The organism is Amycolatopsis nalaikhensis, from assembly GCF_030264295.1.
GTDB lineage: Bacteria > Actinomycetota > Actinomycetes > Mycobacteriales > Pseudonocardiaceae > Amycolatopsis > Amycolatopsis nalaikhensis.
Window position 1 is genome coordinate 7,221,722 of record NZ_CP127173.1, and the last position, 21,136, is coordinate 7,242,857.

The following is a 21,136-nucleotide window of genomic DNA, read 5'->3' on the forward strand; positions in this document are numbered from 1 at the left end:
ACAACCCTGCCGAAGGGGAATGAGGTGACATGTCCGCACGAATGCTCGTCGCGGGGCTTGGGGCCGTGGCCCTGCTCGTGACCGGGTGCGGGGGATCGGCCCCGATGGGGGCCGGAGGAGCCGCCGCGGGGCGGGACGAAGGCCCGGTCAAGATCGGGGCCTTGCACCCGGTCAGCGGGTCGAACGCGGTCGACGGCCTGCAGATGCGCCGGGGGGCGCAGCTGGCCGTCGACGCCGTCAACGCGGCCGGCGGCATCAAGTCGCTCGGCGGCCGCAAGGTCGAACTGGTCACGGGCGACACGCAGGGCAAGGCCGACATCGGGCAGAGCGAGGCCCAGCGGCTGATCTCGGCCGGCGCGGTCAGCCTGGTGGGCACGTACCAGAGCGCGGTGAGCACCAACGTCGCCGTCGTGGCCGAACGCAACCGGGTCCCGTTCGTGATGGACGTGACCGCCTCCGACGCGATCTTCTCGCACGGCTACCGGTACTCGTTCCGGGTGCAGCCGGGCAGCAAGGCGATCGCGACGGCCGCCGCGCAGTACCTGAAGGCCGTGTCGGAGCAGGCGGGCAAGCCCGTCCGCAAGGTGGCGTTCCTGCACGAGCAGAGCGACTTCGGCAGCGGCGCGGCCGACGCCTTCACCGCCGCGGCCAAGCAGCTCGGCATCGGGGTCGGCCCGAACATCAGCTACGACGCCGCGACCGTCAGCGACCTCACCGCGCAGGTCACGCAGGTCAAGGCGTCGGGCGCGGACGTGCTGGCCGTCGCCGGCTACTACCGCGACAGCCTGCTGGCGGCCAAGGCGATCGCCTCGGTGAAGCCGGACCTCAGCGCGGTCTGGGGCGTCTCGAACGGCGCCTACGACCAGCCGAAGTTCGTCGCCGACGCGGCCGCGCTCGGCAACCTGTACTTCAGCACCAACTACCACTACGACGCGACGAACCCCGAAACCGTCGCGCTGCGCGAGAAGTACCAGAAGCTCTACGGCGATCCGATGCGAACCGGCGCGGTCCTGTCCTACGACGCGGTCCAGGTGATCGCGCACGCCGTGGAGCAGGCCGCGAGCACGGACCCGCAGAAGGTGCGCGACGCGATCGCCTCTTCGCAGGTCGCACCCCTGACCGTGGGCCGCGGGTCGATCCAGTTCGCGTCCAACGGCGACAACCGCAACGCCTTCCCGGTCCTGATGCAGGTCCTGGACGGGCGCGTGCAGCAGGTCTATCCCCCCGAAAAAGCCGAATCCCGGCCCGACTACAGGGTGGCGTGGCGTCCATGACCGAACTCGACACCGGGGCGCCCGTCGTCCCCGAAACCGCACCCCCGGACCGGAAAGCCAAGGCGGACAAGGGTTTCCTCGGCCGCGCCGGCATCGTGGCCGCCGTCCTCGTCGTCGCGATCGTCGTCGCGCTGCTGCAGTCCGGCAGCGGCCTGGTGGTCTGGCAGTCGGTGGTCACCGGCGTCCTGACCGGCGGGCTCTACGGCCTGATCGCGATGGGCCTGACGCTGATCTTCGGCGTGCTCGACATCGTCAACTTCGCCCACGGCGCGTTCCTCGCGGTGGCGATGTTCCTGTCCTTCGGGATGATCCAGGCGACCGGGCTCCACCCGTACCTGACGCTCGTCATCGCCGTCCCCGCGCTGTTCCTGCTCGGCGCGGCCGTGCACCGCGGGCTGCTGTCGGGCGCGGGCGGCCGCTCGCTGGAGAACCAGCTGCTCATCACGCTCGGCCTGTCGCTGCTGCTGGAGAACGGGCTGCTGCTGTTCTTCGGCGCCGAGCCCAAGACCATCGCGCTGCCCGGCGACTTCCAGTTCCCGCTGCTGGGCGCGGTCGTCGCGGGTTCGCGGCTGTACGCGTTCCTCGGCGCCGTCGTGCTCGGCGGCCTGCTGTACTGGCTCCTGCGGCGCACCCGGCTGGGCACGGCGATCCGCGCGGTCGCCGCGAACGCGCCCGGCGCGTCGCTCGTCGGCATCAACGTCCGCCGGATGCACACGCTCACCTTCGCCATCGGCACGGCGTGCGCGGGCGCGGCGGCGGTGCTCGCCGGTCCGCTCGTCACCGTGACCCCGACGCTGGGGGAGCAGTTCAACATCACGGCGTTCGTGGTCGTGGTGCTCGGCGGGATGGGCAACGTCGTCGGCGCGCTCGTCGGCGGCTTGCTGATCGGCCTGGTCGAGCAGCTCACCACCATCTACCTCGGCGGCCAGAGCTCCCTGCTCGGCGTGTTCGTGGTCTTCCTGCTGGTGCTGTTCCTGCGTCCGCAGGGTCTGTTCGGGAGGCGCGCGTGAGCATCACGATCGAAGCTCCCGCGGGCTCGGCGGAGGCCGTCAAGGCGCCGCCGCTGCGGCCGCAGAACAAGCAGCTCGCGATCCTCGCGGTCCTCGTGCTGGTCGCGATCCCGCTGCCGCTGATCCTGCCCCCGGCCCAGGGCGCGGTCGCCGTCCGGATCCTGATCTTCCTGCTGATGGCCGTCGGCTGGAACATCATGAGCGGCTTCGGCGGGATGTTCAGCTTCGGCCACGCGGCCTACTTCGGCCTCGGCGCCTACACGAGCGCGTACCTGCTGGTGAAGCACAACGTGTCGCCGTGGATCGGGATGCTGGCCGGGATGGCGGTGGCCGCCGCGGTCGCCGTGGTCATCGGCTACTTCTCCTTCCGCTACAAGCTCCAGGGCGCGTACTTCGCGTTGGCGACGTTCGCGTTCGCCGAGATGCTGCGGCTGATCGTCACCAGCAGCGCGTTCGCCAACAAGGCCGTCGGGTTCAGCGTGCCGCTGATCCAGGACTCGTCGCTGTGGCTGATCCAGTTCCCGGCCGACTCGCCCGCGTACTTCTGGGTGGCCCTGGTGCTGGCCGGGGCGGCGGTCGCGATCAGCATCGTCTTCCTGCACTCCCGCGCCGGGCGTTACGTGACGGCGATCCGCGACGACGAGCTGGCCGCGGCGTCACTCGGCGCCCCGGTGCTGCGGCACAAGCTGCTCACGGTCGCGCTGTCCGCGGCGATCACCGCCGTGGCGGGCGCGTTCTACACCCAGTACTACCTGTTCGTGAACCCCGACCTCGGGTTCGGCTCGGCCATCTCGATCCAGGCCATCGTGCCCGTCGTGATCGGCGGCATCGGCACGGTGTGGGGTCCGGTGGTCGGCGCGATCATCATCGGCTCGCTCACCGACGTCACGGCGACGCTCCTGCGCACCCCGCCGGAGTTCCTGGGCTTCCTGCAGGGCCGCAGCGGGCTGGACGTCGTGCTGTACGCGGTGCTGGTGATCCTGATCGTCCGGCTGCTGCCCAAGGGGATCGTCGGAACTCTCGCTGCGAGGTGGCGTCGATGAGCATCGTGGAGGTGACCGGCGTCGGCAAGGCGTTCCGCGGCGTGCACGCCCTGTCCGAAGTGGACCTGACCGTCGCCGAGGGCGAAATCCTCGGCGTCATCGGCCCGAACGGCGCGGGCAAGACCACGCTGTTCAACGTGATCTCCGGGGCTCTGACCCCGGACACCGGCCGGGTGCGGCTGGCGGGCGACGACGTCACCGGCCGCGCCCCCGACCGGATCGCGCGGGCCGGGATGGTCCGCACGTTCCAGCTGATGCGGCCGTTCGCGAGCATGACGGTGGCGCAGAACGTCAGCCTCGCCGCCCAGCACCACCGGCTGAGCGCCAAAGCCTTAAGGGAACACGCCCTCGACGTCGTCGAGCGGGTCGGGCTCGGGCCGTGGGCCCACCGCAACGCGACCGACCTGCCGACCGCCGGGCTCAAGCGCCTCGAGCTGGCCCGGGCACTGGCGACCCGGCCGAAGGTGCTGCTGCTCGACGAGGTGCTGGCCGGGCTCGTCCCGGCCGAGCGCGAGCCGGTGCTCGACCTGCTCGCCACCCTGCGCGAGCAGGAGGGCGTCACGCTGGTGTTCATCGAGCACATCATGGCCGCGGTGATGCGGCTGGCCGACCGCGTGCTCGTGCTCGACCAGGGTCGGGTGCTGGCCGTCGGCTCGCCTTCAGAGGTGACCAGCGACCCGCGCGTCATCGACGCCTACCTCGGTGAGGAGCCGACCCATGCTGACGCTTGAGAAGGTGTGCGCCGGGTACGGGCGGATGCGGATCCTGCACGACGTCGACCTGCACCTCGGCGCGGGCGAGATCGTCGCGCTCGTCGGCGCCAACGGCGCGGGCAAGACGACGACGCTGCGCAGCATCTGCGGCCAGCTCAAGCCGCTGTCGGGCCGCGTCACGCTCGACGGGACGCCGACCGCGGGCCGCCGTCCCGACCAGCTGGTGCGCGACGGCCTGGTGCACGTGCCGGAGGACCGGGCGCTGTTCGGCACGCTCACCGTCGAGGAGAACCTGCGGATGGGCGCGTGGACCCGCAGCCCCGCCCAGGCCGCGAAGTCGCTGAAGGAGGTCTACGACCTGTTCCCGGTGCTCGCCGAGCGCCGGACGCAGATCGCCCAGACGTTCAGCGGCGGCCAGCAGCAGATGCTCGCCATCGGCCGCGCGCTGATGGCCGGGCCGCGGCTGCTGATGCTCGACGAGCCGTCGACCGGGTTGTCCCCGAAACTGACCTGGACGGTGCTGGAAGCCGTCCGGCGGATCCGGGACAACGGCGTCGCCGTGCTGCTGGTCGAGCAGAACGCGAAGCAGGCGCTGGCCATCGCCGACCGGGCGTACGTGCTGGAGAGCGGGTCGACGGTGCTGCAGGGCACCGGCGCGGAACTGGCCGGCGACCAGCGCGTCAGGAAGGCGTACCTGGGACTGTGAAACGCGAACAAGCCGCTTCGGCGACCGCGGCGCTGGGAGCTTGGGCGTCCGAACTGGACGTCGCGAGCGTGCCGGACGCGGTGCTCGACCGGCTGGCCCTCGTCCTGCTCGACGTCGTCGGCGTCACCGCATTGGGTGCTTCGCTGCCGGAACAGCGGTCTCTGGTCGACGCCTGGCGTGCCCCAGCGGGCCCGGCGCCGCTGATCGGTGGCGGGCGGTGCGTGACGACCGACGCGGCGGCCTGGCTCAACGGCGTCGCGCTCGTCTCGCTGGAGCTGGACGAGGGCAACAAGTACGCCAAAGGCCATCCCGCCGCGCACGGGTTCCCCGCGGTGCTGGCGCTGGCGGCCGAGCTGGACAGCACCGGCGCGGACACGGCGGCCGCGCTGCTGGCCGCCTACGAGGTGGCCGCGCGGTTCGGCCGGGCGACCACCCTGCGCCCGGGCGCGCACCCACACGGCAGCTGGGGCGTGCCCGGCGCGGCGGCCGGGTGCGCGCGGCTGCTCGGCCTCCCGCCCGGGGCGGTGTCGGCCGCGATCGACACCGCGGCGGGGCTGGTCATCGCCGGGCATTTCGACTCGGCGACCCAGGGCAACCCGGTGCGCAACGCCTGGCTGGGCGCGTCGGCGACGTCCGGGCTCGCCGCCGCCCGGATGGCGGTCGCCGGGATGGCCCGCACCACCGGCACGGCCGCGCTCTCCCTCGGCACGCTGCTCGGCTCGCTGGACGCGGGGGAGCTGACCGCGGAGCTGGGCACCCGCTGGGACATCACGCGCGGCTACTTCAAGCGCCACGCGTCGTGCTCCTTCACCCACCCGGCCGCCGATGCCGTGCTCGACCTGCGGGCGCGACCGGAGTTCCGGGCCGACGGCATCACCCACATCCTGGTCGAGACCCACGTCCTGGGCGCCGGCTTGTCCGATGTGGACTGGTCGAACCGGCTCTCGGCGATGTTCTCGACACCGTACGTCGTCGCGACCGCCGCGCTGACCGGCGAGGTCGGCCCGGAAAGCCCACTCTGCGACGCGAACGTGCGGGGGCTGGCGAGCCGGGTGCGGCTCGTCGAGGCCGCCGACCTCACCGCCCGGCTCCCCGGCGAACGGGCCGCCCGTGTGACGGTCTCGTTCGACGACGGCACGTCGCTCACCCGCGAAGTCCCCAACCCGGTCGGCGACGCCGACCACCACCCCCTGACCGAACCCGACCTGGTCGGCATGCTCGAGACGTGGCTGCCCGCGGCCGTCGTCGACCGGGCCGCCGCACTGGGCCGCGACCTGCCCGGCCTGCCCCGCGTCGGCGCGGCGCTGCGCGAGCTGGCCGGAACCGGAGAGAAGGAGCCGAACTGATGCGTGCCCTCGCGGTGACGCCCATCCACCTGCCGCCCGAGGAGATCCGGCGGCGGCAGGAGCGCTACGACCGGCTCGCGCCGCCGGGCCTGGCGATCGAGCTGCGGGACGTCGGCCCCGCCGCACCGGCCACTTTGGACACCGGCGAGTCCGTGCGCGCGTCCGAACGCGAGGTCGCGGCCGTGCTCGCGGCGGCGGGCGACGGCTGGGACCTGGCCTTCCCGGACTGCGTGCTGGACCCGGCCGTCCCCGACGCCGTCGCCGAGCCGCCGTTGCCGGTGCACGGCCTGCTCAAGCTGTCGGCGACCTACCTCGCCGCGAAGGGCGTGCGGTTCGGCGCGGTCGTGCGCAACGAGGCCATCGCCGAAGAGTTCGCCAAGCGCATCGCCGCCTACCGGCTGACCGAATACTTCGCCGGCGTCCGCGTGCTGGACCTGCCGTTCTCCGCGATCGCCGAAACCGAGACGTGGAACGCGGCGCTCGGCACGGCGGTGGGCGAACTCGCCGCGCTGGGCGCGACGGCGGTGATCAACGGCTGCTCGGCGGTCGACGTCGAGCCCGCCGACCTGCCCGCCCGCATCGTCGACCCGACCGCGCTCGCGCTGCGGCTGCTGGCGGTGGAGGACCTATGACCGACGGACCCGATCTCGTCGTCGCCGGAGCGGGCGGCGGCCTCGCGGGCGCGCTGCGGGCCGCCGAGCTGGGGCTGTCCGTCCTGGTGGTCGAGGCGAGTGAGCACTTCCGGCGCGGCAACAACACGTCGATGTCCACGGCGATGTTCCCCGGCGCGGGTTCCCGCTGGCAGGCGTCGGAAGGCGTCGACGACTCGCCCGAGAAGTTCGTCGCCGACATCATGGCCAAGACGCACGGCCGGGCCGACCCGCGCCTGGCCCGCACCCTGGCCGAGGTCAGCGCGCCGCTGGTCGAATGGCTCGCCGACTCCGCCGGGCTGCCGTTGTCGCTGGTGACGGACTTCAACTACCCCGGCCACTCCGTGCCCCGCTGCCACACGATCCCGGGGCGGCACGGCTCCGGCGTCATCGACCACCTGGCCCGCCGCGTGACCGAGCACGAGAACATCGAGCTGCTCGCCCCCGCCCGGCTGGTCGACGTCCTGTCCGATGCGGACGGGGTGCGCGCGGTCGTGGTCCGGTACCCCGACGGGACCGAGGAGGAGATCCCGACTCGCGCGGTCCTGCTGGCCACCAACGGCTTCGGTGCCGACGCGGACCTCGTCAAGCAGCACCTGCCGGAGATTTCCGGCGCGCTGTACCAGGGGAGTGACCAGTCGCTCGGCGACGCCCTGCGCATCGGCGAGAAGCTGGGCGCCGCCACCGGCTTCCTCGACGCCTACCAGGGCCACGGCGCGGTGTCCGCCGCCGCGGGCACCCTGGTCGGCTGGGCGACGATCATCCACGGCGGGTTCCTCGTCGACCTCGACGGCCGCCGCTTCGGCAACGAAACCCGCGGCTACTCCGAGTACGCCGCCGAGCTGGCCGCGCGGCCCGGCTCGACCGGCTGGATCGTGCTCGACGAGACGATCTTCGAGCAGTGCCAGCCGTTCCAGGACTTCCGGGACGTCGTCTCGGCGGGCGCGCTCGTCTGGGCCGACGACGCTCGTGGGCTCGCGGAGGCGACCGGCCTGCCGCCGGACGCCCTGGAAGCGGAAATCGCCGCGGCGGCCGCGATCGCCCGCGGCGAACGCGGAGACGAGCACGGCCGCACCCACTGGGAACGTCCGCTGTCCGGCCGCTACGCCGCCGTGCGCGTGGTGCCCGCGCTCTTCCACACCCAGGGCGGGCTGCTGGTCGACGAGCACGCCGCCGTCGTCGACGCCGAGGACCGCCCCATCCCCGGGCTCTACGCCGCGGGTGGCGCCGCGGCGAGCATCTCCGGCCACGGCGCCGCCGGGTACCTGCCCGGCAACGGGCTGCTGCCCGCCTTCGGCCTGGCCTACCTGGCCGCGGGCGACGTGGCCCGCCGTCTGACTTCGAACACCGCAAGCTGAGGAGAGAAATGGCAACGACGGAACTGCTCGTGAAGAACGTCCGGGTCGTGCGGCCCGACGACGCCGACGGATCCGAGCCGGAACTGCTGGACATCGCTGTCAACGACGGCACGATCACGCGCGTGGCGCCGAACCTGCCGACGGACGACGTCGCGCAGGTCGTCGACGGCCGCGGGCTGCTGGCCTTCCCCGGCGTGGTCGACGCGCACCAGCACTGGGGCATCTACAACGAGCTGGCCACCGACACGCGCACCGAGAGCCGCGCGAGCGCGCAGGGCGGCGTCACGACGTCGCTGACGTACATGCGCACCGGCCAGTACTACCTCAACAAGGGCGGCAGCTACCGCGACTTCTTCCCGGAGGTGCTGAGCGCGTCCGACGGCAACGCCTACGTCGACTACGCCTTCCACCTCGCGCCGATGAGCGCGCAGCACATCACGGAGATCCCGTACCTCGTCGAGGAGTTCGGCGTCACGTCGTTCAAGATCTTCATGTTCTACGGCAGCCACGGCCTGCACGGGCGCTCGACCAGCCAGAGCGACTTCCTGATGATCCCGCCGGACGAGCGCTACGACATCGCGCACTTCGAGTTCGTCATGCGCGGGGTCCAGCACGCACGTGAGGTGCTGACCGAGTACGCGCCGCACCTTTCGCTGTCGCTGCACTGCGAAACGGCCGAGATCATGACGGCCTACACGAAGCTGGTCGAGCAGGACGGCTCGCTCTCGGGCCTGAGGGCCTACAGCGCGTCGCGGCCGCCGCACTCCGAGGGCCTGGCCGTCACGATCGCGTCCTACCTGGCCCACGAGACCGGGCTGCCGAACATCAACCTGCTGCACCTGTCGTCGGAGAAGGCGCTGTCGGCCGCGCTGACGATGGCGAAGGCGTTCCCGCACATCGACTTCCGGCGCGAGGTGACGATCGGGCACCTGCTGGCCGACGTGGACACCGCGTCGGGTATCGGCGGCAAGGTCAACCCGCCGCTGCGCGAGCGCGAAGACGTCGAGGCGCTGTGGCGGCACGTGCTCGCCGGCGACGTCGACTGGGTGGTCAGCGACCACGCGTGCTGCCGCGACGAGCTGAAGTTCGGTGCGGACCGCGACGACGTCTTCCTGGCGAAGTCCGGCTTCGGCGGCGCCGAGTACCTGCTGCCCGGGCTGGTCGGCGAAGGCACCAAGCGCGGCCTGTCGCTGCAGAAGATCGCGCAGCTGACGTCGCAGAACCCGGCGCGTCGCTACGGCCTGCTGAAGAAGGGCACGATCGCCGAGGGCTTCGACGCCGACTTCGCGCTGGTCGACCCGGACGTCCGGTGGACCGTGCGGGCGGCGGAGTCGGAGTCCACTCAGGAGTACACGCCGTTCGAGGGCTTCGACATGACGGCGAAGGTGACCGACACGTTCGTGCGCGGCCACCACGTGTTCGCCGACGGCAAGATCACCGGCGACCCGGTGGGCAAGTACCTCAAGCGCGGCCGCTGATGCCCGGGCGGCCGGTGCCTCACCGGCCGCCCGGCTCCTGCAGCCAGGCCCAGCTCTGGCGGATCTCGGCCGCCGCCTCGCGCACGAGATCGCGGTAGCGGCCGACGGCCTCGGGCGTGAAGCGGTACTGCGGGCCGCAGATGCTGATGGAGCCGTGGACGTCGCCGTCCGGCCCGAACAGCGGAGCGGCGACGGACCCCGCGCCGGGCTGGCGTTCGCCGAGCGAGACGGCGACGCCGTCGCGAGCCACGTCGGCGAGGGCCTCGCGCAACTGTTCGGGCGTGGTGATCGTGTGCTCGGTCAGCGCGGGGAGTTCCCGGTGCAGCACGGCTTCCCGGCGGTCCTCGGACAGCGACGCCAGGATGACCTTGCCGGAAGACCCGGCGTGCAGCGGGAACCGGCGGCCGAGCTCGACGGTCATCTTGATCTCGCGCGGGCTCTCGAACTGGTCGAGGTACACGCGTTCGTCGCCGACCAGGCCGGAAAGCGTGGTGGTTTCCCCGGTTTCGTCCCGCAGCCGCCGCAGGACCGGCGTGGCGGCGACCCGGGCGTCGAACCGGCGCAGGGCGCTCGCCCCGAGCGCGACGGCCGCGGGCCCGAGCCGGTAACCGGCGACGCCGGGGTCGGTCGCCAGCATCTCGCGCGAGACGAGCGACTGCAGGATCCGGTAGACGACCGCCTTCGACAGGTCGAGCTGCACGGCTGATCGTGCTGACGCCCAGGTACCGGGGGCCACCGGTGAAGAGCAGCAGCACATCGGCCACCCGGGCGGCGGCCTCGGTGCCGGCGTTGTCCGACGCGCTGGCGGGCTTGCGCCCGGCGGTACTGTTGACGGCCAACCTCGTGGTCCTCGGAATTCTGTTTCGCTGGCGGGAACGTTTCGCCGAAATTGTAGCACTTCCGGTTCTTTTCCGAGGTGCATCGTTCCGGTCAGCGATACGGTGGTCGCAGGGCGGCCGTTGGTGAGTACCGCGCCGCGAACGGGGCTTGCCCTCCTCAACCGCGGCGGCCGCCGTTACCTTCGGGTTTCCCCCACGGGTGGTCCTCTTCCCCGTTTTGTTCGGAGGCAAGCCCCGTTGCGCTTCGCGCCCGATACGTCGACGGCATCAACGCGCCGTACCACGCGGGCATCGCGGGCGGCGGCAGGATCCCGCTCACTGTGTCGCGCTCCGGCTCGATGCCGTTCACCGACGCCTCCGGCGCGTTGACGGTTCCGAAGGCGACCGAACCTGGTCGTGCGCGGCGGCACCCCGGCGGTGCGGAACGTCGCGGCGAACGTGGTGTTCCCGCCGACGCCGCTGGTGCGCGACCAGGACATCGTGCTGCTGCCGCTGCCCGCGAACGGCACGTCGTCCGCGGGCCCGTTCCGGCCGGACCCGGCGCGAGCGCCGTCGCCGGAGGTCTACCTCGTCGAGAACCCGGTGACGTAGCGGCTCACCGGGCCGGGTCGAGCAGCCCCTTCGCGATGTGGATCACCTGGATCTCGTTGCTCCCGGCGTAGATCATCAGGGACTTCGCGTCCCGGGCGAGCTGCTCGACCCGGTACTCGGCCATGTAGCCGTTGCCGCCGAAGAGCTGGACGGCTTCCATGGCCACCTCGGTCGCGGCCTCGGAGGCGTAGAGCTTGATCGCCGACGCTTCCGCCAGTGACGGCGTCTTGCCTTCGCGCAGGCCCGCCACCGCGGAGAGGACCATGTTCTCGACGTTGATCCGGGCGATCTCCATCTTCGCCAGCTTCAGCTGGATGAGCTGGTACCGCCCGATCTCCTGGCCCCACGCGGTCCGCGTCCTGGCGTACTCGACGCTCAGCCGATGGCATTCGTTGATGATGCCTAGGGCGAGCGCGCCGACGCCGACGCGTTCCGCCGTGAACCCGGACCTGACCTCGGCCTTGGCGTCCGCGCCGCCCGCATCCGGTTCCTTGCCGCCGAGCAGCCGGTCCGGGCCGAGCCGCACGTTGTCGAAGAACAGCTCCCCGGTGGGGGAGGACATCAGGCCCATCTTCTTGAACGGCTTGCCGCGGGTGAGCCCGGGATCGTCCTTCTCCAGCACGAAGGTCAGCACCGGCCGGTCGCGCACCGGGACGCCGTCGCCGGTGTCGAGCTTGGCGAAGACGACGAGCACGTCCGCGAACGGGCCGTTGGTGATGAACGTCTTCTGTCCATTGAGGACGTACCCGTCGCCGTCGCGGCGCGCGGTGGTCTTCATGCCGCCGAACGCGTCCGACCCGGAGTCGGGCTCGGTGATCGCCCACGCTCCGACGTCTTCGAACGTGACGAGCTTGGGCAGCCAGCGCCGTTTCTGGTCGAGGGTGCCCTTGGCCAGGATCGTCTGGGCGGTCAGCCCGAGGCTCACGCCGATGGAGACGAGCAGGCCCAGGCTGACGCCCGCCAGTTCGCTGGCGATGATCAGCGGTAGGCCCTCCTGCCCGGCGAACGGACTGCCGCCCCCGGATGGTTTCCGTTCCGGTTTGGACAGAGGTTTTTCGAGGGCGCCGGAAGCCAGTTCGCCGATGCCGAAGTCGGCCCACAGCTTGCGGATCACGGCGTACGGCGGCAGCTCGCCGGTCTCGAGCCGGTCGGTGTGCGGGCGGACCTCCTTGGCCACCCACTCGCGCACGCTGTCCCGGATGAGCAGCTCGGTCTCGCTCCACCCGGTCATGCCCAGCCCCCGATCTTCTCCGCCACCGCCGCGATCGACCAGACGTCGTCGTGCTCGGCGGTCTGCGCCGCCGTCCAGCCCTGGAGCCGTTGGATGGAGCCGCCCTGCACCGCGAACACCTGACCGGTGAACGGGCAGCCGGCCTGCGCTAGGTAGGCCACCAGCGGCGCGATGTTGGCCGGGGACAACAGGTCCGCCTCGCCGTCTTCGACCTCGGTGGCGAAGATCGCGCCCATGCCCGGGGTCGCGAGCGTCAGCCGCGTCCGGGCGATCGGCGCGATCGCGTTGGCCCGCACGCCGTAGCGCTCGAGCTCCGCCGCGGCGACGAGGGTGAGTGCCGCGATGCCCGCTTTCGCCGCGCCGTAGTTGGCCTGGCCCGCGTTGGGCACCGTTACGCCGGAGGCCGACGCCGTGTTGATCACCGCGGCCTTCGGCTGGTCCCCGGCCTTGGACCGCTCCTTCCAGTGGGCGGCGGCGTGGTGCAGCATCGCCGCGTGCCCTTTGAGGTGCACGCTGACCACGGCGTCCCACTGCGCCTCGCCGAGCCCGGCGATGAACGCGTCGCGCAGGATGCCCGCGTTGTTGACCAGCACGTCGAGCTTCCCGAACTCGTCGACGGCCTGCGCGACGAGGTTCTCCGCGCCCGCCCACTCCGCGACGTTGTCGGTGTTCGCCACGGCTTTGCCGCCGCGGGCGCGGATCTCGTCCACCACGTCCTGCGCGGGTCCCGCGTCGGACCCGGTGCCGTCGTTGGCGCCGCCGAGGTCGTTGACCACGACGGCGGCGCCTTCGGCGGCGAACAGCAGCGCGTGCTCGCGGCCGATGCCCCGGCCCGCGCCGGTGATCACCGCGACGCGCCCGTCCAGCGTTCCCATGGTCACTCCTCGATTTCCGCGAGCCCGTCCTTGACGACGACGTCGTCTCCGGCCGTGGTCTCGAACGCGTAGGTCGTGGCGTCTTTCCGCCACACGGTCGTGGTGATGTCCTGTCCAGGCAGCAGCGGTTTCGCGAACCGCACGGCGAGGCGGCGCAGGCGTCGCACGTCGGACTCGGCCACCTCGGTGAGCACGGCCCACGACGTGAACGCCATCGTGCACAGGCCGTGCGCGATGATCCCCGGCAGCCCGGCCTCCTTGGCGACGTCTTCGTCGAGGTGGATGGGCATCGGGTCGCCCGCGGCGGGGCCGTAGCGCAACGGCTGGTCGGCGTCGACGTGCTGGGTGACCACGGCGACCGGGTCCCGCCGCCGGAGTGCCTCGTCGAACCGGTGCTCGGGGGCCAGCTCGCCCCGGGTGTCGCCCGTGTCGAAGCCGCGCACGAAGAACGTCACGCGCTGTTCGTTGACGAGGTCGCCGCCGTCGTCCCGGGTTTCGAGGTGGACGCAGGCGGCCGTGCCGGTCCGCGTGCCCTTCCAGCCGGTCATCCTGGCCCGGGCGGTCAGCTTGTCGCCGGGCCGGATCGGGCGGTGGAACACGAAGTCCTGCTCACCGTGCAGGACCTTGCCGAGCAGGCCGAGCGGGACGACCGCCAGCGCCGGTTCCAGCAGCGACTGGAACACCGGGACGATCGCGTAGACCGGCGGCGCCACCTCGCCGGCGCGGTGGGCCTCGATCGGGTCGTTGGTGGCCTCGGCGTAGGCGACCAGTGCCGCGCGGGTCACGTCGTGGCGGACCTCGTCGGTCCAGACGTCCAGCCCGGCCGGGTCGAAGCGCTCCGGCATCAGGCGTCCACCAGCGCCTTGAGCTTCTCCAGCGACTCGGTGAGGTTCTTGCCCGCGTCCTTCTCCACGGCCTTGCCGAGCGCGCCCACGATCATCGCGCCGCTGAACTCGGCGTCGATGGTGGCGGTGGACCCGTCGGTGCCCGACGGCTCGACCGAGAGCGTGAACCGCACCTTGACCCCGGCCATCCCGGTGCCGGAGATCGCCAGCCTGCTGGGCGCGTCGTACTCCTCGACGGTCCAGGTGATCGTGTTGGCCATGCCCAGCATGGTCACGACCTCGCTGACCTGGGCGCCCTTGCGGAACTCGGTCGGCACGTCGCCCTTCCACTTGGTGTGGATGGTCAGCCACTGCTCGAACCGGCCCGGGTCGGCGAACGCGGCCCACACCTTCTCCGGCGCGGCGGGGGCTCGGCCGAAACGTTGATCTTGCCCATGGCGGTCCTCCTGGTGGGTTCAGCGCTCGGCGCGCTGGTAGGCGGTGACGACGGCGGCGCCGCCGAGGCCGATGTTGTGCTGGAGTGCCGCGCTGACGCCGTCGACCTGCCGCCGGTCCGCGGTCCCGCGCAGCTGCCAGGTCAGCTCGGCGCACTGCGCCAGGCCGGTCGCGCCGAGCGGGTGCCCCTTGGAGATCAGGCCGCCGGAGGGGTTGACGACCCACTTGCCGCCGTAGGTGGTCTGCTCGTCGTCGACCAGCTTCGCGGCCTCGCCTTCGGCGCACAGGCCGAGCGCCTCGTACAGCAGCAACTCGTTGGCGGAGAAGCAGTCGTGCAGTTCGATGACCTGGAAGTCCTCGGGGCCGAGCCCGGACTGGTCGTAGACGGCCCGCGCGGCCCGGACGTTCATGTCGTAGCCGATGATGTTCTTCGCGGTGCCGTCGAAGGTCGAGGCGAAGTCGGTGGTCATCGCCTGCCCGACGATCTCGACGGCCTGGCCCGCGAGGCCGTGCTCGGCGACGAAGTCCTCGCTCGCCAGGATGGCCGCGCCGGACCCGTCCGAGGTGGGGGAGCACTGCAGCTTCGTCAGCGGGTCGTAGATCATCCGCGAGCCGAGGATGTCGTCGAGGGAGTACTCCTCGCGGAACTGCGAGTACGGGTTGTGCACCGAGTGCTTGTGGTTCTTGTACCCGATCTTCGCGAAGTGCTCGGCGGTGGTGCCGTACCGCTGCATATGTTCGCGGCCGGCGGCCCCGAACATCCACGGCGCGGGCGGGAACAGCACCTCCGAAATCTCCGCCAGTGCTTGCAGGTGGTTGGCCAAGGGCTGCTCGCGGTCGTCGTAGGTGGAGCCGAGCGAACCCGGCTGCATCTTCTCGAAGCCGAGCGCGAGGGTGCACCCGGCCAGCCCGCCGCGGATCGCCTGCGCCGCGAGGTACAACGCCGTCGAGCCGGTGGAGCAGTTGTTGTTGACGTTCACGACCGGGATGCCGGTCAAGCCCAGCTCGTACACCGCGCGCTGGCCGGACGTCGATTCGCCGTAGACGTAGCCGACGTAGGCCTGCTCGACGAGGTCGTAGGGGATTCCGGCGTCCCGCAGCGCGTTCGTGCCGGACTCCTTCGCCATCTGCGGGTAGTCCCAGCCCTCGCGACGGCCGGGTTTCTCGAATTTCGTCATCCCGACGCCGATGACGTAGACCTTCCGGCTCATGGGCATCCTTCGCTCGGCTCATACATACCTTCAGGACTGTATCTAAGTTACGATCGCCCGAGTTGACCCTGGCGAACACTGAGTTGACCGAACCGATCACGAGGTGCCCGATGGCCTACCGCATCCCCGGCTCGTTCGCCGTGGCCGCGGTCCGGCTGGCCCTCGAGCGCGGGGTGGACCTGCCCCGGCTGCTCGTCGAGGCCGGGCTGTCGCCGATCAGCACGCGCCCGGACGACTTCCGGCTGTCGGAGGACCAGGCGGTGCGGCTGGCCGTCGCGCTGCGCCGGATGACTGGGGACGAGCTCCTGGGCCTCGGGTCCGCGCCGGTGCCGCGGGGGACGCTGCACATCCTGTCCTACGCGATGGCCGGGGTGCCGACGCTGCGCGAGGCCATCGACCGGCTCGCCATGCTCGTCCGGCCTCTCGCCGGGTTCCCCGACCTCGCGCTCGAGCCGCACGGCGAGCACTACGCGCTCCGGCTCCACCTGCCACCCGACGCGCTGCTGACCGTCGTCGGCGTGGCCGTCGCCGACCGGATCATCGGCTGGGGCATCGGGTGCCCGACACCGAAGGTGCGGGTCGAGCTTCCCGTTCCCGGAGCCACCGAACAGCGCGGACGTCTCGCTGCTGCTCGGCGACGACATCCGCTACGACGTCGAGGGCGCCCCGGCACTGGTCCTCCCGGCGAGCGCGCTGGCGAGCCCGATCGCGCACGACGAGCAGTCCGTCGTCGACTACCTGGCCCGCGCGCCCGGCGCCTGGCTGACCGGCGAACCGGCCCCGCCGCCGCTGGCCAAACGGGTGCGGCGGCTGATCGAGCACGACCTTGCCCGCCGGCACGTCACCACCGCCGACGAGCTGGCCGCCGCGGTGGTGACCAGCGTGCCGACGTTGCGGCGGCGGCTGCGCGAGGAGGGCAGCTCGCTGCGCCGGATCCGGGACGACGTCCTCGTGAAAGCGGCGGAGACCGCGTTGAAGACCACCGACGAACCGATCGCGGCGATCGCGGCCCGGCTGGGGTTCTCCGAGACCAGTGCGTTCACCCGCGCGTTCCGCCGGTGGACCGGGGAGTCTCCGGCGCGCTTCCGGCTGCGGCACCGGGGAAGTCCGGCAGGGTGAGGGCCGAGTGCTCGGGCCGCGGCGTGGGTGCCGGGGCCACCGTGAGCTGCCGGAGGGCGGCGTTGCGCTCCTCGAGGGCTTCGACCGTGGTGGGGAACAGGGTGGCCTGGCCGTGGCTCACGGTGGCCTGGTTGCGCTCGACGAAGTCCCGCAGACGGCTTTCGTAGGCGGCGAAAGCCTTGGTGTGGTCGGGAATGGTGGCGAGAGCGTGGCCGAGCACGTAGGCGCCGACGAGGGCGAGGCTGGTGCCTTGTCCGGTCAGGAAGGACGGCGCGTACGCGGCGTCGCCGACCAGGGCGACCCGGCCGTCCGTCCACTGTGGCAGGTGGATCTGGCTGACCACGTCGAAGAACAGGTCCTCGGCCTCGCGCATCGCCTCGACCAGACGCGGGATTTCCCAGCCTTCATCGGCGAAGATGGCCGCGACGAGGTCCCGCTGCGCCTCGGGGTCGCGGAAGGCCTCGAGTGGCGGGTCCTCGCGGTAGAAGGACAGGAAGCCGTGGATCTCCTTGCTGTCGAGGACCGCGTAGAGGGCCGCGCCCTTGCCCGGGACCGTCCACACGAGACCTTCGCGGTGCAAGCCGAAGTCGTTGGGCAGGGTGAACCCGGCGAAGCTGTAGCCGAGGTAGTGGTGGAACTGCTTTTCGTCGCCGAAGAGGAGTTCGCGGGTGGCGGAGTGCAGGCCGTCGGCGCCGATCACCAGGTCGTAGGTGGCCTGGCGGCCGCTGCGGAAGGTGACGTCGACGCCGGCTTCGCGCTGGGCGAGGGTGTCGACGCTGTCGCCGAAGCGGATTTCGACGTCGTCGCGGATGAGGTCGTCGAGGGTGTGGATGAGATCGCCGCGGCGGATCTCGAGGTCTTGGCCGTCAACGCCGCCGATGACCGTGTTCGCGTCGAGCGACGCGACTTCGTCGCCGTCACCGGCGAGGAAGGTCAGCCGCTCGGTGGAGATGTGCAGGTCGCGGAGGCGGGGGAGGATCCCCATCCGCCGGACGGCGTCGAGTGCGGTGCCGCGGACGTCGATCGGGTAGCCGCCGGCCCGCAGCGCCGGGGCCTTTTCCACGATGGTGACGTCGAAACCGGCGCGCTGCAGCCAGTGGGCGAGTGCCGGTCCGGCGATGCTCGCGCCGGAGATCAGGACCTTGGTCATGAGTACCCCCTGATAGCTAAGTTAGGTATCTTTTAGCCGGGTGCGAGAATGTGCGTGCCGCACCGGCGGTGAGGTCAACTATATACCTAAGTTAGCTATCTAAGGGGTGTGATGGGCGCCACAGAACCCGACGCCGCTTCGGAGCTGCGTTCCGTCCTGCCCCGGCTCATGCAGCTGGGCAACCTGATGAACCGCAGCGGCCTGGGCGAGCGCGCGCTGAAGAGCGTCGGCGCCGACCTCGACCGGCCGGGCTTGTCGATCATCATGGCGTTGCACATGACGGGCAAGGCGATGCGCGTCGGCGAGATCGCGGACCGCATGCAGGTCGCGGGCCCCCACGTGACGAGGCACTTGCACATCCTCGAGCGCCGCAAGCTGGTGAGCGGCGTGCCCGACCCGGACGACCGCCGGGCCCGCCTGGTCGAGCTGACCCCGGACGGAGCCGAGCTGGCCGACCGGTACGTCAGCACGCTGCTCGGCTGGTTCGGCGAGGCCTTGTCGGGGTGGTCGGCGGAGGACCGGCGGACGTTCTTCGACCTGCTGCTCCGCTTCACTGACGACCTGGCGGTGTTCCTGTCGGCGAAGACCGAAGAGGACTGAAGCTCAGGGCAGGAGACCGAGCCGCCGGGCGGTGGTGACCGCTTGGTGGCGGTCGTGGACCCCCAGCTTGCGCATCCCGCTCCGCAAGTACGCCTTGACCGTCTCCGGCTTCAGCGCCAAACGCTCCGCCGTCTCGGCGTTCGTGCACCCCAACGCCACCTGCCCCAGCACGTCCAGCTCGCGCGGCGACAGCGGCGCGATCGGCGCGGCCGGGGCTTCGGCCGGGTACTTCCCGCACGCCCGCAGCAGCCGGTCGCGCAGCGGACCGGGTGGGGTCTCCGCCGCGATGTCGGCCAGCTCGGCTCGCAGCTCGCGCAGGCGGTCCTCCGTCGCTCCGAGCAGCTCCAGGCGGTGGTCCACCTCGTCGCGGATCGACAGCTCGCGGGCCACTCCGTCGGCGATGCGCACCAGCACGTCCGTCACCCGGTCGCCGAGGGGCTGCTCGGCGCGGACCGCCGCGTACAGCACTCCGCGGACGCGGCCGCGTGTGGCCACCGGGACCGCGATCGTCGCGTGGATGCCCTCGCCCAGCACCGGGTCGTCGTAGTCGTGGGTGATCGTGCGGGCCGCTCGGTAGTCGGACACCCCGTGCGGACGGCGGCTGTCGACCACCGTGCCGCCGACGCCCTTGCCCGGCTCGACGCGCAAGCCGCGCAGCCCGCCCGTGCGGGCGCCGAGGAAGTCCGACAGCACCAGGTGGTTCTCGCGCAGGCGGCCCGCGAACGCCAGCGGCACCCCGGTGCCCTGGCGGATCCCGCGCAGCGCGCGCCGGTAGAGGTCTTCGTCGGCCGGGCGCAGCAGCACGGACACCTCCGGGCGGTGGTACCCCCGCGCGGGGGTAGCGGGAACGGTCACGTGCTCGGAGATGATACGGCCTCGTTCCGCCCGCGCACTCGACGAGGAGAGCCCATGACCGCCGAGCTGTTCCGCTCCGCGCGCCGATTCCTGCTGGAACACCGCGACGACTACGACGGCGCCGTGGCGGGGTTCCGGTGGCCCGAGCTGACCGAGTTCAACTGGGCGCTGGACTGGTTCGACGCGCTCGCCGAGGACCCCGAGTCGGCGCGGCGGCCCGCTCTCTGGCTGGTCGAAGAGGACGGCAGCGAGGCGAAGTACACCTTCGCCGAGCTGCGCGAGCGTTCGGACCGGGTCGCGAACTGGCTGCGTGCCCGGGGCGTGCGCCGCGGCGACCGGCTGCTGCTCTTGCTCGGCAACCAGGTCGAGCTGTGGGAGGTGCTGCTCGCCGCGATGAAGCTCGGCGCCGTCGTCATCCCCGCCTCCACCCTGCTCGGGCCCGCCGACCTGCCCGACCGCGTCGAGCGGGGCCGCGTCCGGCACGTCGTCGCCCGGGACCGCGACACGGCGAAGTTCCCGGAGGGCGACTACACCCGGATCGCCGTCGGCGCGCCCGTCGAGGGCTGGCTGGACTTCGCCGACGCGTACTCGAGCGAGCCGCCGTTCGTCCCGGATGGACCGACGCGGGCGTCGGACCCGCTGCTGCTGTACTTCACCTCCGGCACGACCGCGCTGCCGAAGCTGGTCGAGCACACCCACGCCAGCTACCCGGTCGGCCACCTGTCCACGATGTACTGGATCGGCCTGGAACCCGGGGACGTCCACCTGAACATCTCCTCGCCCGGCTGGGCGAAACACGCGTGGAGCAACGTGTTCGCGCCGTGGAACGCCGGCGCGACCGTCTTCATCTACAACTACGAGCGCTTCGACGCGACCGCGTTGATGGCCCAGATGGACCGCTGCGGCGTGACGAGCTTCTGCGCGCCGCCGACGGTGTGGCGGATGCTCATCCAGGCCGACCTGACCGCGCTGAAGACGCCGCCGCGCAAGGTCGTCGGGGCCGGGGAGCCGCTCAACCCCGAGGTGATCGAGCAGGTCGAGAAGGCCTGGGACGTCACCATCCGCGACGGCTTCGGGCAGACCGAGACCACCGTCCAGATCGCCAACGCGCCCGGCCAGCCGGTCAAGCCGGGATCGATGGGCCGCCCGATGCCGGGCTACCCGGTGGTGCTCGTCGACGCCGGCACCGGCCAGGTCGGCGACGAAGGCGAAATCTGCCTCGACCTGCGCGACCGCCCGCTCGGCCTGATGGCCGGCTACCGCGACGACCCCGAGCGCACCGCCGAGGTCATGCGCGACGGCTTCTACCACACCGGCGACGTCGCCAGCCGCGACGAACACGGCTACCTCACCTACGTCGGCCGGGCCGACGACGTGTTCAAGGCGTCGGACTACCGGATCTCGCCGTTCGAGCTGGAGAGCGTGCTGCTCGAACACGACGCCGTGGCCGAGGCGGCGGTCGTCCCGTCGCCCGACCCGGTGCGGCTGGCCGTGCCCAAGGCCTACGTCGTCCTCGCCGCCGGGCACGAGCCGGACACCGGCACCGCGGCGGACATCCTGCGGTACGCGCGGGAGAACCTGGCGCCGTACAAGCGGATCCGGCGGCTCGAGTTCGCCGAGCTGCCGAAGACCATCTCGGGCAAGATCCGCCGCGTCGAGCTGCGGGAGCGCGAGGAGCGGCTGCACGCGGGCGACGGGCCGGTGCCCGGCGAGTACTCCGAACGCGACCTCGCGTGAGGAGTGTCCTCGGTGTCCAGTTTCTGCACACCCCGGCGGGCGCCCGGCGCGCCAGCATGGGACCACACCG

At 71.7% G+C, this 21,136-nt stretch carries 22 protein-coding genes and 1 pseudogene; 14 read left to right on the plus strand and 9 right to left on the minus strand.

Features of this window, described 5'->3' with window-relative positions; genetic code table 11:
* Positions 1-29: 29 nt before the first annotated feature.
* Genes QP939_RS35385 through QP939_RS35425 form a run of 9 tightly spaced genes read left to right on the plus strand, consistent with a single transcriptional unit; the run spans position 30 to position 9,578 of the window.
* Positions 30-1,274, plus strand: coding sequence for an ABC transporter substrate-binding protein (locus QP939_RS35385; protein ID WP_285450686.1), 1,245 nt, complete (start codon positions 30-32; stop codon positions 1,272-1,274).
* Entirely contained in the window at positions 1,271-2,284 is a 1,014-nt protein-coding gene (locus QP939_RS35390; protein ID WP_285450688.1) for a branched-chain amino acid ABC transporter permease, read from the plus strand. Before QP939_RS35385 ends, QP939_RS35390 begins: the two co-directional genes overlap by 4 nt.
* A complete protein-coding gene (locus tag QP939_RS35395; RefSeq protein ID WP_285450690.1) occupies positions 2,281-3,327 on the plus strand; it encodes a branched-chain amino acid ABC transporter permease in 1,047 nt (348 codons plus the stop codon). The genes QP939_RS35390 and QP939_RS35395 overlap by 4 nt, the downstream gene beginning before the upstream one ends.
* On the plus strand, positions 3,324-4,058 hold the full coding sequence (locus QP939_RS35400; RefSeq protein WP_285450691.1) for an ABC transporter ATP-binding protein: 735 nt from the start codon (positions 3,324-3,326) through the stop codon (positions 4,056-4,058). The genes QP939_RS35395 and QP939_RS35400 overlap by 4 nt, the downstream gene beginning before the upstream one ends.
* Complete coding sequence (locus tag QP939_RS35405; RefSeq protein WP_285450692.1) at positions 4,045-4,746, plus strand: ABC transporter ATP-binding protein; 702 nt, start codon at positions 4,045-4,047, stop codon at positions 4,744-4,746. The genes QP939_RS35400 and QP939_RS35405 overlap by 14 nt, the downstream gene beginning before the upstream one ends.
* Complete coding sequence (locus tag QP939_RS35410) at positions 4,743-6,092, plus strand: MmgE/PrpD family protein (protein WP_285450693.1); 1,350 nt, start codon at positions 4,743-4,745, stop codon at positions 6,090-6,092. The genes QP939_RS35405 and QP939_RS35410 overlap by 4 nt, the downstream gene beginning before the upstream one ends.
* Positions 6,092-6,724, plus strand: a complete 633-nt coding sequence (locus tag QP939_RS35415) for an aspartate/glutamate racemase family protein (protein WP_285450694.1) — start codon at positions 6,092-6,094, stop codon at positions 6,722-6,724. The genes QP939_RS35410 and QP939_RS35415 overlap by 1 nt, the downstream gene beginning before the upstream one ends.
* A complete protein-coding gene (locus QP939_RS35420; protein ID WP_285450695.1) occupies positions 6,721-8,100 on the plus strand; it encodes an FAD-dependent oxidoreductase in 1,380 nt (459 codons plus the stop codon). Before QP939_RS35415 ends, QP939_RS35420 begins: the two co-directional genes overlap by 4 nt.
* Positions 8,101-8,108: 8 nt before the next feature.
* Positions 8,109-9,578 (plus strand): dihydroorotase, encoded by a 1,470-nt coding sequence (locus QP939_RS35425; protein ID WP_285450696.1) that lies wholly within the window; start codon positions 8,109-8,111, stop codon positions 9,576-9,578.
* Between the two features lie 19 nt (positions 9,579-9,597).
* Here QP939_RS35425 and QP939_RS35430 read toward each other — a convergent pair whose 3' ends face one another.
* Entirely contained in the window at positions 9,598-10,278 is a 681-nt protein-coding gene (locus tag QP939_RS35430) for an IclR family transcriptional regulator (protein WP_285450697.1), read from the minus strand.
* A gap of 296 nt (positions 10,279-10,574) precedes the next feature.
* Positions 10,575-10,766, minus strand: coding sequence for a hypothetical protein (locus tag QP939_RS35435; protein ID WP_285450699.1), 192 nt, complete (start codon positions 10,764-10,766; stop codon positions 10,575-10,577).
* A gap of 47 nt (positions 10,767-10,813) precedes the next feature.
* On the opposite strand from QP939_RS35435, the gene QP939_RS35440 reads away from it, so the two are divergent.
* On the plus strand, positions 10,814-11,008 hold the full coding sequence (locus QP939_RS35440; RefSeq protein WP_285450701.1) for a hypothetical protein: 195 nt from the start codon (positions 10,814-10,816) through the stop codon (positions 11,006-11,008).
* A gap of 4 nt (positions 11,009-11,012) precedes the next feature.
* Here the strand turns inward: QP939_RS35440 and QP939_RS35445 are convergent, their stop codons facing one another.
* From QP939_RS35445 to QP939_RS35465, 5 genes are all read right to left on the minus strand, one after another.
* Positions 11,013-12,239 (minus strand): acyl-CoA dehydrogenase family protein, encoded by a 1,227-nt coding sequence (locus QP939_RS35445; RefSeq protein ID WP_285450702.1) that lies wholly within the window; start codon positions 12,237-12,239, stop codon positions 11,013-11,015.
* The gene (locus QP939_RS35450; protein WP_285450704.1) at positions 12,236-13,114 is read right to left on the minus strand and encodes an SDR family oxidoreductase; all 879 of its coding nucleotides are present in this window, start codon (positions 13,112-13,114) and stop codon (positions 12,236-12,238) included. The genes QP939_RS35445 and QP939_RS35450 overlap by 4 nt, the downstream gene beginning before the upstream one ends.
* Positions 13,115-13,116: 2 nt before the next feature.
* Complete coding sequence (locus QP939_RS35455) at positions 13,117-13,959, minus strand: MaoC/PaaZ C-terminal domain-containing protein (RefSeq protein WP_285450705.1); 843 nt, start codon at positions 13,957-13,959, stop codon at positions 13,117-13,119.
* A complete protein-coding gene (locus QP939_RS35460) occupies positions 13,959-14,348 on the minus strand; it encodes a type II toxin-antitoxin system Rv0910 family toxin (protein ID WP_285450706.1) in 390 nt (129 codons plus the stop codon). Before QP939_RS35460 ends, QP939_RS35455 begins: the two co-directional genes overlap by 1 nt.
* A 66-nt stretch (positions 14,349-14,414) precedes the next feature.
* The gene (locus QP939_RS35465) at positions 14,415-15,605 is read right to left on the minus strand and encodes a lipid-transfer protein (RefSeq protein WP_285450707.1); all 1,191 of its coding nucleotides are present in this window, start codon (positions 15,603-15,605) and stop codon (positions 14,415-14,417) included.
* Positions 15,606-15,715: 110 nt separating this feature from the next.
* Between QP939_RS35465 and QP939_RS51970 the strand changes: the two are divergent.
* Together QP939_RS51970 and QP939_RS35470 are read left to right on the plus strand one after the other, a co-directional pair.
* Positions 15,716-16,195: pseudogene (locus tag QP939_RS51970) on the plus strand (AraC family transcriptional regulator ligand-binding domain-containing protein); the annotation flags it as partial.
* A 211-nt stretch (positions 16,196-16,406) separates the two neighbouring features.
* Entirely contained in the window at positions 16,407-16,724 is a 318-nt protein-coding gene (locus QP939_RS35470) for a helix-turn-helix transcriptional regulator (RefSeq protein ID WP_285450708.1), read from the plus strand.
* On the opposite strand, the gene QP939_RS35475 is transcribed toward QP939_RS35470, so the two are convergent.
* The gene (locus tag QP939_RS35475) at positions 16,645-17,874 is read right to left on the minus strand and encodes an FAD-dependent monooxygenase (RefSeq protein ID WP_285450709.1); all 1,230 of its coding nucleotides are present in this window, start codon (positions 17,872-17,874) and stop codon (positions 16,645-16,647) included. The genes QP939_RS35470 and QP939_RS35475 overlap by 80 nt on opposite strands.
* Before the next feature lie 111 nt (positions 17,875-17,985).
* Here QP939_RS35475 and QP939_RS35480 point away from each other — a divergent pair, with 111 nt between their 5' ends.
* The gene (locus QP939_RS35480) at positions 17,986-18,474 is read left to right on the plus strand and encodes a MarR family winged helix-turn-helix transcriptional regulator (RefSeq protein ID WP_285450710.1); all 489 of its coding nucleotides are present in this window, start codon (positions 17,986-17,988) and stop codon (positions 18,472-18,474) included.
* Between the two features lie 3 nt (positions 18,475-18,477).
* Here QP939_RS35480 and QP939_RS35485 read toward each other — a convergent pair whose 3' ends face one another.
* The gene (locus QP939_RS35485; protein WP_285450711.1) at positions 18,478-19,329 is read right to left on the minus strand and encodes a LuxR C-terminal-related transcriptional regulator; all 852 of its coding nucleotides are present in this window, start codon (positions 19,327-19,329) and stop codon (positions 18,478-18,480) included.
* Between the two features lie 54 nt (positions 19,330-19,383).
* Between QP939_RS35485 and QP939_RS35490 the strand changes: the two genes are divergently transcribed.
* Positions 19,384-21,066, plus strand: a complete 1,683-nt coding sequence (locus tag QP939_RS35490) for an AMP-binding protein (protein ID WP_285450713.1) — start codon at positions 19,384-19,386, stop codon at positions 21,064-21,066.
* Positions 21,067-21,136: the final 70 nt, after the last annotated feature.

Coding starts and splice junctions, on each gene's coding strand:
- QP939_RS35385 (WP_285450686.1), top strand. CDS start 30: ATGTCCGCACGAATGCTCGTCGCGGGGCTTGGGGCCGTGGCCCTGCTC.
- QP939_RS35390 (WP_285450688.1), top strand. CDS start 1,271: ATGACCGAACTCGACACCGGGGCGCCCGTCGTCCCCGAAACCGCACCC.
- QP939_RS35400 (WP_285450691.1), top strand. CDS start 3,324: ATGAGCATCGTGGAGGTGACCGGCGTCGGCAAGGCGTTCCGCGGCGTG.
- QP939_RS35405 (WP_285450692.1), top strand. CDS start 4,045: ATGCTGACGCTTGAGAAGGTGTGCGCCGGGTACGGGCGGATGCGGATC.
- QP939_RS35415 (WP_285450694.1), top strand. CDS start 6,092: ATGCGTGCCCTCGCGGTGACGCCCATCCACCTGCCGCCCGAGGAGATC.
- QP939_RS35420 (WP_285450695.1), top strand. CDS start 6,721: ATGACCGACGGACCCGATCTCGTCGTCGCCGGAGCGGGCGGCGGCCTC.
- QP939_RS35425 (WP_285450696.1), top strand. CDS start 8,109: ATGGCAACGACGGAACTGCTCGTGAAGAACGTCCGGGTCGTGCGGCCC.
- QP939_RS35445 (WP_285450702.1), bottom strand. CDS start 12,239: ATGACCGGGTGGAGCGAGACCGAGCTGCTCATCCGGGACAGCGTGCGC.
- QP939_RS35450 (WP_285450704.1), bottom strand. CDS start 13,114: ATGGGAACGCTGGACGGGCGCGTCGCGGTGATCACCGGCGCGGGCCGG.
- QP939_RS35455 (WP_285450705.1), bottom strand. CDS start 13,959: ATGCCGGAGCGCTTCGACCCGGCCGGGCTGGACGTCTGGACCGACGAG.
- QP939_RS35465 (WP_285450707.1), bottom strand. CDS start 15,605: ATGAGCCGGAAGGTCTACGTCATCGGCGTCGGGATGACGAAATTCGAG.
- QP939_RS35475 (WP_285450709.1), bottom strand. CDS start 17,874: ATGACCAAGGTCCTGATCTCCGGCGCGAGCATCGCCGGACCGGCACTC.
- QP939_RS35480 (WP_285450710.1), top strand. CDS start 17,986: ATGGGCGCCACAGAACCCGACGCCGCTTCGGAGCTGCGTTCCGTCCTG.
- QP939_RS35490 (WP_285450713.1), top strand. CDS start 19,384: ATGACCGCCGAGCTGTTCCGCTCCGCGCGCCGATTCCTGCTGGAACAC.